This is a genomic window from Caballeronia arationis, from assembly GCF_001544975.2.
Lineage (GTDB): Bacteria > Pseudomonadota > Gammaproteobacteria > Burkholderiales > Burkholderiaceae > Caballeronia > Caballeronia arationis.
This window is the reverse complement of sequence record NZ_FCOG02000438.1, coordinates 1-1394: the sequence shown is the minus strand read 5'-3', so window position 1 is coordinate 1394 and position 1394 is coordinate 1. Positions and strand designations below refer to the sequence as shown.

At 57.8% G+C, this 1394-nt stretch carries 1 protein-coding gene; it reads left to right on the top strand.

Going from position 1 to position 1394, the window contains the following annotated elements:
* Positions 1 to 45: 45 nt before the first annotated feature.
* On the top strand, positions 46 to 1394 hold a 1349-nt coding region (locus AWB81_RS42965; RefSeq protein ID WP_062644657.1), incomplete at its 3' end, for an AMP-binding protein.

Sequence of the window (1394 nt, the reverse complement as noted above, 5' to 3'; positions counted from 1 at the left end):
ATCTGCCCGCTCCCCGATCACAGACATTACGAACGGAACGACGCCATGAATGGCTTGATGATGCAAAAGAAGTTGTTGATCTCTTCACTCATTGTGCATGCCGACCGCCATCATGGCGATACGGAGATCGTGTCCCGGCGGGTGGAGGGCGATATCCATCGCTACACTTTCCGCGACTGCCACCGTCGCGCGCGCCAGATGGCCAATGTGCTGACGAGCCTCGGTGTCAAGCCCTCCGACCGGATCGGCACGCTGGCATGGAATGGCTACCGTCACCTGGAGTTGTACTACGGCGTCTCTGGTATGGGTGCCATTCTGCATACCATCAACCCTCGCCTGCATGAAGACCAGGTCGCTTACATCGCGAATCACGCCGAAGACCAGTACATCTTCTTCGACCTGACCTTCCTGCCGTTGATCAAGGCCGTCGCTGGCCGCTGCAAGACCGTCAAGGCGTTCATCGCCATGACCGATCACGCCCACATGCCGAAAGACGCCGGCATTGACGACCTGCTGTGCTATGAAGACCTGATCCAGCAGTGTTCGTCCGACTACTCCTGGCCGATTTTAGACGAGGACGCCGCCAGTACGCTCTGCTACACCTCTGGCACAACGGGCAACCCGAAAGGAGTCCTGTACAGCCATCGCTCATCGATGCTGCACACCTATGCGGCGGCGCTGCCTGATGCGCTGAACTGTTCCGCACGCGACGTGATCCTGCCCGTTGTGCCGATGTTTCATGTCAATGCCTGGGGACTTCCTTACATCGCGTGCATGGTCGGGGCCAAACTTGTATTTCCGGGGCCGGCTCTGGACGGCAAATCGCTGTATGAACTGCTCGAAGCCGAGCAGGTTACGCTCTCCGCTGGCGTTCCGACTGTCTGGCAAAGCCTGCTAAGTCATGTTGAGGAAACAGGCCAGTCATTCTCGAGCATGAGACGCACCATCATTGGTGGCGCGGCCTGCACCCCGGCCATGTTGCGCAAGTTCCAGGAAACATACGGCGTAGCGGTATTGCACGCATGGGGGATGACTGAACTGAGCCCTATGGGAACCATCTGCACCATGAAGGCCAGACACCTCGAGATGTCCCTGGAAGAGCGTCATGCCGTGCAGTCCAAACAAGGCCGTGTGGTGTTTGGCGTCGACATAAAAATCGTTGGCGAGGACGGCATGGAGTTGCCCTGGGACGGCGCGACCTCTGGTGATCTGCTGGTGCGTGGGCCATCAGTGGTGTGCAACTACTTCAGGAACGAAGGGGATAGTCCGCTGCAGTTCGACGACGAAGGACAAGCATGGTTTCCGAGCGGCGATGTTGCGACCATCGATTCCGATGGCTTTATGCAAATCACTGATCGCAGCAAAGACGTAATCAAGTCGGGTGGCGAATGGAT